Annotated in this window: 4 rRNA genes; all 4 read left to right on the top strand. The window is 52.3% G+C overall.

From position 1 onward, the window contains the following. Positions 1–1,046, top strand: a 16S ribosomal RNA gene (locus tag ACXAEO_RS00745); the annotation flags it as partial. 209 nt (positions 1,047–1,255) lie between these two features. Continuing rightward, positions 1,256–4,187: ribosomal RNA gene (locus tag ACXAEO_RS00740) — 23S ribosomal RNA — on the top strand. 66 nt (positions 4,188–4,253) lie between these two features. Continuing rightward, positions 4,254–4,369: ribosomal RNA gene (rrf, locus tag ACXAEO_RS00735) — 5S ribosomal RNA — on the top strand. A gap of 201 nt (positions 4,370–4,570) precedes the next feature. Next, a 16S ribosomal RNA gene (locus ACXAEO_RS00730) occupies positions 4,571–6,120 on the top strand. Positions 6,121–6,324 lie beyond the last annotated feature (204 nt).

The raw sequence follows: 6,324 nt of genomic DNA, 5'->3' as shown, positions 1-6,324 counted from the left end.
AGCCACGGCTAACTACGTGCCAGCAGCCGCGGTAATACGTAGGTGGCAAGCGTTGTCCGGAATTATTGGGCGTAAAGCGCGCGCAGGCGGTTCCTTAAGTCTGATGTGAAAGCCCACGGCTCAACCGTGGAGGGTCATTGGAAACTGGGGAACTTGAGTGCAGAAGAGGAAAGCGGAATTCCACGTGTAGCGGTGAAATGCGTAGAGATGTGGAGGAACACCAGTGGCGAAGGCGGCTTTCTGGTCTGTAACTGACGCTGAGGCGCGAAAGCGTGGGGAGCAAACAGGATTAGATACCCTGGTAGTCCACGCCGTAAACGATGAGTGCTAAGTGTTAGGGGGTTTCCGCCCCTTAGTGCTGCAGCTAACGCATTAAGCACTCCGCCTGGGGAGTACGGCCGCAAGGCTGAAACTCAAAGGAATTGACGGGGGCCCGCACAAGCGGTGGAGCATGTGGTTTAATTCGAAGCAACGCGAAGAACCTTACCAGGTCTTGACATCCTCTGACAACTCTAGAGATAGAGCGTTCCCCTTCGGGGGACAGAGTGACAGGTGGTGCATGGTTGTCGTCAGCTCGTGTCGTGAGATGTTGGGTTAAGTCCCGCAACGAGCGCAACCCTTGATCTTAGTTGCCAGCATTCAGTTGGGCACTCTAAGGTGACTGCCGGTGACAAACCGGAGGAAGGTGGGGATGACGTCAAATCATCATGCCCCTTATGACCTGGGCTACACACGTGCTACAATGGACGGTACAAAGAGTCGCGAGACCGCGAGGTGGAGCTAATCTCATAAAACCGTTCTCAGTTCGGATTGCAGGCTGCAACTCGCCTGCATGAAGCCGGAATCGCTAGTAATCGCGGATCAGCATGCCGCGGTGAATACGTTCCCGGGCCTTGTACACACCGCCCGTCACACCACGAGAGTTTGCAACACCCGAAGTCGGTGAGGTAACCGTAAGGAGCCAGCCGCCTAAGGTGGGGTAGATGATTGGGGTGAAGTCGTAACAAGGTAGCCGTATCGGAAGGTGCGGCTGGATCACCTCCTTTCTAAGGATTACTAAGAAAAGCGAAGGCGTATGCCGTAGCTAGACAGTAAGAATCGTTGACGAAAACGTTTTGTTCAGTTTTGAAGGTTCATCCTTCAATATCAAATGCACCGAGTGGTGCATGGTTGTTCTTTGAAAACTAGATAACAGTAATAGCTGAGGAAAGTGAAAGCTTTTCTAATGTAAGAAACATGTAGCCGTAAGGCGAATGGTTAAGTTAGAAAGGGCGCACGGTGAATGCCTTGGCACTAGGAGCCGATGAAGGACGGGACTAACACCGATATGCTTCGGGGAGCTGTAAGTGAGCTTTGATCCGGAGATTTCCGAATGGGGAAACCCACTGTTCGTAATGGAACAGTATCTTTACCTGAATACATAGGGTATGGAAGGCAGACCCGGGGAACTGAAACATCTAAGTACCCGGAGGAAGAGAAAGCAATTGCGATTTCCTGAGTAGCGGCGAGCGAAACGGAATTAGCCCAAACCAAGAGGCTTGCCTCTTGGGGTTGTAGGACACTCTATACGGAGTTACAAAGGAACGAAGTAGATGAAGAGGCCTGGAAAGGCCCGTCAAAGAAGGTAACAACCCTGTAGTTGAAACTTCGTTCCCTCTTGAGTGGATCCTGAGTACGGCGGGACACGAGAAATCCCGTCGGAAGCTGGGAGGACCATCTCCCAAGGCTAAATACTCCCTAGTGACCGATAGTGAACCAGTACCGTGAGGGAAAGGTGAAAAGCACCCCGGAAGGGGAGTGAAAGAGATCCTGAAACCGTGTGCCTACAAGTAGTCAGAGCCCGTTAACGGGTGATGGCGTGCCTTTTGTAGAATGAACCGGCGAGTTACGATCCCATGCAAGGTTAAGTTGAAGAGACGGAGCCGCAGCGAAAGCGAGTCTGAATAGGGCGAATGAGTATGTGGTCGTAGACCCGAAACCAGGTGATCTACCCATGTCCAGGGTGAAGTTCAGGTAACACTGAATGGAGGCCCGAACCCACGCACGTTGAAAAGTGCGGGGATGAGGTGTGGGTAGCGGAGAAATTCCAATCGAACCTGGAGATAGCTGGTTCTCTCCGAAATAGCTTTAGGGCTAGCCTCAAGATAAGAGTCTCGGAGGTAGAGCACTGATTGGACTAGGGGCCCCCAACGGGTTACCGAATTCAGTCAAACTCCGAATGCCGAAGACTTATTCTTGGGAGTCAGACTGCGAGTGATAAGATCCGTAGTCAAGAGGGAAACAGCCCAGACCACCAGCTAAGGTCCCAAAGTATACGTTAAGTGGAAAAGGATGTGGAGTTGCTTAGACAACCAGGATGTTGGCTTAGAAGCAGCCACCATTTAAAGAGTGCGTAATAGCTCACTGGTCGAGTGACTCTGCGCCGAAAATGTACCGGGGCTAAACGTATCACCGAAGCTGTGGATGGACATCTACGATGTCCGTGGTAGGAGAGCGTTCTAAGGGCGGTGAAGTCAGACCGGAAGGACTGGTGGAGCGCTTAGAAGTGAGAATGCCGGTATGAGTAGCGAAAGATGGGTGAGAATCCCATCCACCGTATGCCTAAGGTTTCCTGAGGAAGGCTCGTCCGCTCAGGGTTAGTCGGGACCTAAGCCGAGGCCGAAAGGCGTAGGCGATGGATAACAGGTTGATATTCCTGTACTACCTCCCCACCGTTTGAGCAATGGGGGGACGCAGAAGGATAGGGTAAGCGCGCTGTTGGATATGCGCGTCCAAGCAGTAAGGCTGAGAAGTAGGCAAATCCGCTTCTCGTAAGGTTGAGCTGTGATGGCGAGGGAAATAAAGTACCGAAGTTCCTGATTTCACGCTGCCAAGAAAAGCCTCTAGCGAGGTGGGAGGTACCCGTACCGCAAACCGACACAGGTAGGCGAGGAGAGAATCCTAAGGTGTTCGAGAGAACTCTCGTTAAGGAACTCGGCAAAATGACCCCGTAACTTCGGGAGAAGGGGTGCTCTGATAGGGTGCAAGCCCGAGAGAGCCGCAGTGAATAGGCCCAGGCGACTGTTTAGCAAAAACACAGGTCTCTGCGAAGCCGTAAGGCGAAGTATAGGGGCTGACACCTGCCCGGTGCTGGAAGGTTAAGGGGAGAGGTTAGCGCAAGCGAAGCTTTGAACCGAAGCCCCAGTAAACGGCGGCCGTAACTATAACGGTCCTAAGGTAGCGAAATTCCTTGTCGGGTAAGTTCCGACCCGCACGAAAGGTGTAACGATCTGGGCACTGTCTCAACGAGAGACTCGGTGAAATTATAGTACCTGTGAAGATGCAGGTTACCCGCGACAGGACGGAAAGACCCCGTGGAGCTTTACTGTAGCCTGATATTGCATTTTGGTACAGCTTGTACAGGATAGGTAGGAGCCTTGGAAGCCGGAGCGCCAGCTTCGGTGGAGGCATCGGTGGGATACTACCCTGGCTGTATTGAAATTCTAACCCGCACCCCTCATCGGGGTGGGAGACAGTGTCAGGTGGGCAGTTTGACTGGGGCGGTCGCCTCCTAAAATGTAACGGAGGCGCCCAAAGGTTCCCTCAGAATGGTTGGAAATCATTCGTAGAGTGTAAAGGCACAAGGGAGCTTGACTGCGAGACCTACAAGTCGAGCAGGGACGAAAGTCGGGCTTAGTGATCCGGTGGTTCCGCATGGAAGGGCCATCGCTCAACGGATAAAAGCTACCCCGGGGATAACAGGCTTATCTCCCCCAAGAGTCCACATCGACGGGGAGGTTTGGCACCTCGATGTCGGCTCATCGCATCCTGGGGCTGTAGTCGGTCCCAAGGGTTGGGCTGTTCGCCCATTAAAGCGGTACGCGAGCTGGGTTCAGAACGTCGTGAGACAGTTCGGTCCCTATCCGTCGCGGGCGCAGGAAATTTGAGAGGAGCTGTCCTTAGTACGAGAGGACCGGGATGGACGCACCGCTGGTGTACCAGTTGTCTTGCCAAAGGCATCGCTGGGTAGCTATGTGCGGACGGGATAAGTGCTGAAAGCATCTAAGCATGAAGCCCCCCTCAAGATGAGATTTCCCATAGCGTCAAGCTAGTAAGATCCCTGAAAGATGATCAGGTTGATAGGTCAGAGGTGGAAGCACGGCGACGTGTGGAGCTGACTGATACTAATCGATCGAGGACTTAACCAATTTTAAAGCACAACGTGCTTTTCTCAGCTGCAGTTATCTAGTTTTGAAGGAATAACCTTCATATTGTCTGGTGATGATGGCGAAGAGGTCACACCCGTTCCCATGCCGAACACGGAAGTTAAGCTCTTCAGCGCCGATGGTAGTTGGGGGTCTCCCCCTGTGAGAGTAGGACATTGCCAGGCAATATAAAAAGACTGACACCAATCAGTTTTTTTATATCCCATGGTTTCTTCTAAAAAAACATTTTAAAAAAATGATTGACTTAGAGAAAGGGAACATGGTAAGATATAAAAGTTGCTTCACAGCGACAATGAACTTTGAAAACTGAACAAAACAACAAAACGTCAACGTTTAATTTTTATTTTATGAGCAAGTCAAACATTTCTTCGGAGAGTTTGATCCTGGCTCAGGACGAACGCTGGCGGCGTGCCTAATACATGCAAGTCGAGCGGACAGATGGGAGCTTGCTCCCTGAAGTCAGCGGCGGACGGGTGAGTAACACGTGGGCAACCTGCCTGTAAGACTGGGATAACTTCGGGAAACCGGAGCTAATACCGGATAACACCGAGGACCACATGGTCCTTGGTTGAAAGATGGTTTCGGCTATCACTTACAGATGGGCCCGCGGCGCATTAGCTAGTTGGTGAGGTAACGGCTCACCAAGGCGACGATGCGTAGCCGACCTGAGAGGGTGATCGGCCACACTGGGACTGAGACACGGCCCAGACTCCTACGGGAGGCAGCAGTAGGGAATCTTCCGCAATGGACGAAAGTCTGACGGAGCAACGCCGCGTGAGCGATGAAGGCCTTCGGGTCGTAAAGCTCTGTTGTTAGGGAAGAACAAGTACCAGAGTAACTGCTGGTACCTTGACGGTACCTAACCAGAAAGCCACGGCTAACTACGTGCCAGCAGCCGCGGTAATACGTAGGTGGCAAGCGTTGTCCGGAATTATTGGGCGTAAAGCGCGCGCAGGCGGTTCCTTAAGTCTGATGTGAAAGCCCACGGCTCAACCGTGGAGGGTCATTGGAAACTGGGGAACTTGAGTGCAGAAGAGGAAAGCGGAATTCCACGTGTAGCGGTGAAATGCGTAGAGATGTGGAGGAACACCAGTGGCGAAGGCGGCTTTCTGGTCTGTAACTGACGCTGAGGCGCGAAAGCGTGGGGAGCAAACAGGATTAGATACCCTGGTAGTCCACGCCGTAAACGATGAGTGCTAAGTGTTAGGGGGTTTCCGCCCCTTAGTGCTGCAGCTAACGCATTAAGCACTCCGCCTGGGGAGTACGGCCGCAAGGCTGAAACTCAAAGGAATTGACGGGGGCCCGCACAAGCGGTGGAGCATGTGGTTTAATTCGAAGCAACGCGAAGAACCTTACCAGGTCTTGACATCCTCTGACAACTCTAGAGATAGAGCGTTCCCCTTCGGGGGACAGAGTGACAGGTGGTGCATGGTTGTCGTCAGCTCGTGTCGTGAGATGTTGGGTTAAGTCCCGCAACGAGCGCAACCCTTGATCTTAGTTGCCAGCATTCAGTTGGGCACTCTAAGGTGACTGCCGGTGACAAACCGGAGGAAGGTGGGGATGACGTCAAATCATCATGCCCCTTATGACCTGGGCTACACACGTGCTACAATGGACGGTACAAAGAGTCGCGAGACCGCGAGGTGGAGCTAATCTCATAAAACCGTTCTCAGTTCGGATTGCAGGCTGCAACTCGCCTGCATGAAGCCGGAATCGCTAGTAATCGCGGATCAGCATGCCGCGGTGAATACGTTCCCGGGCCTTGTACACACCGCCCGTCACACCACGAGAGTTTGCAACACCCGAAGTCGGTGAGGTAACCGTAAGGAGCCAGCCGCCTAAGGTGGGGTAGATGATTGGGGTGAAGTCGTAACAAGGTAGCCGTATCGGAAGGTGCGGCTGGATCACCTCCTTTCTAAGGATTACTAAGAAAAGCGAAGGCGTATGCCGTAGCTAGACAGTAAGAATCGTTGACGAAAACGTTTTGTTCAGTTTTGAAGGTTCATCCTTCAATATCAAATGCACCAAGTGGTGCATGGTTGTTCTTTGAAAACTAGATAACAGTAATAGCTGAGGAAAGTGAAAGCTTTTCTAATGTAAGAAACATGTAGCCGTAAGG

It is taken from the genome of Bacillus sp. ABA4_010 (assembly GCF_056159105.1).
Note: the sequence above shows the minus strand (reverse complement) of the source record. Positions and strands in the feature narration are given on the sequence as shown.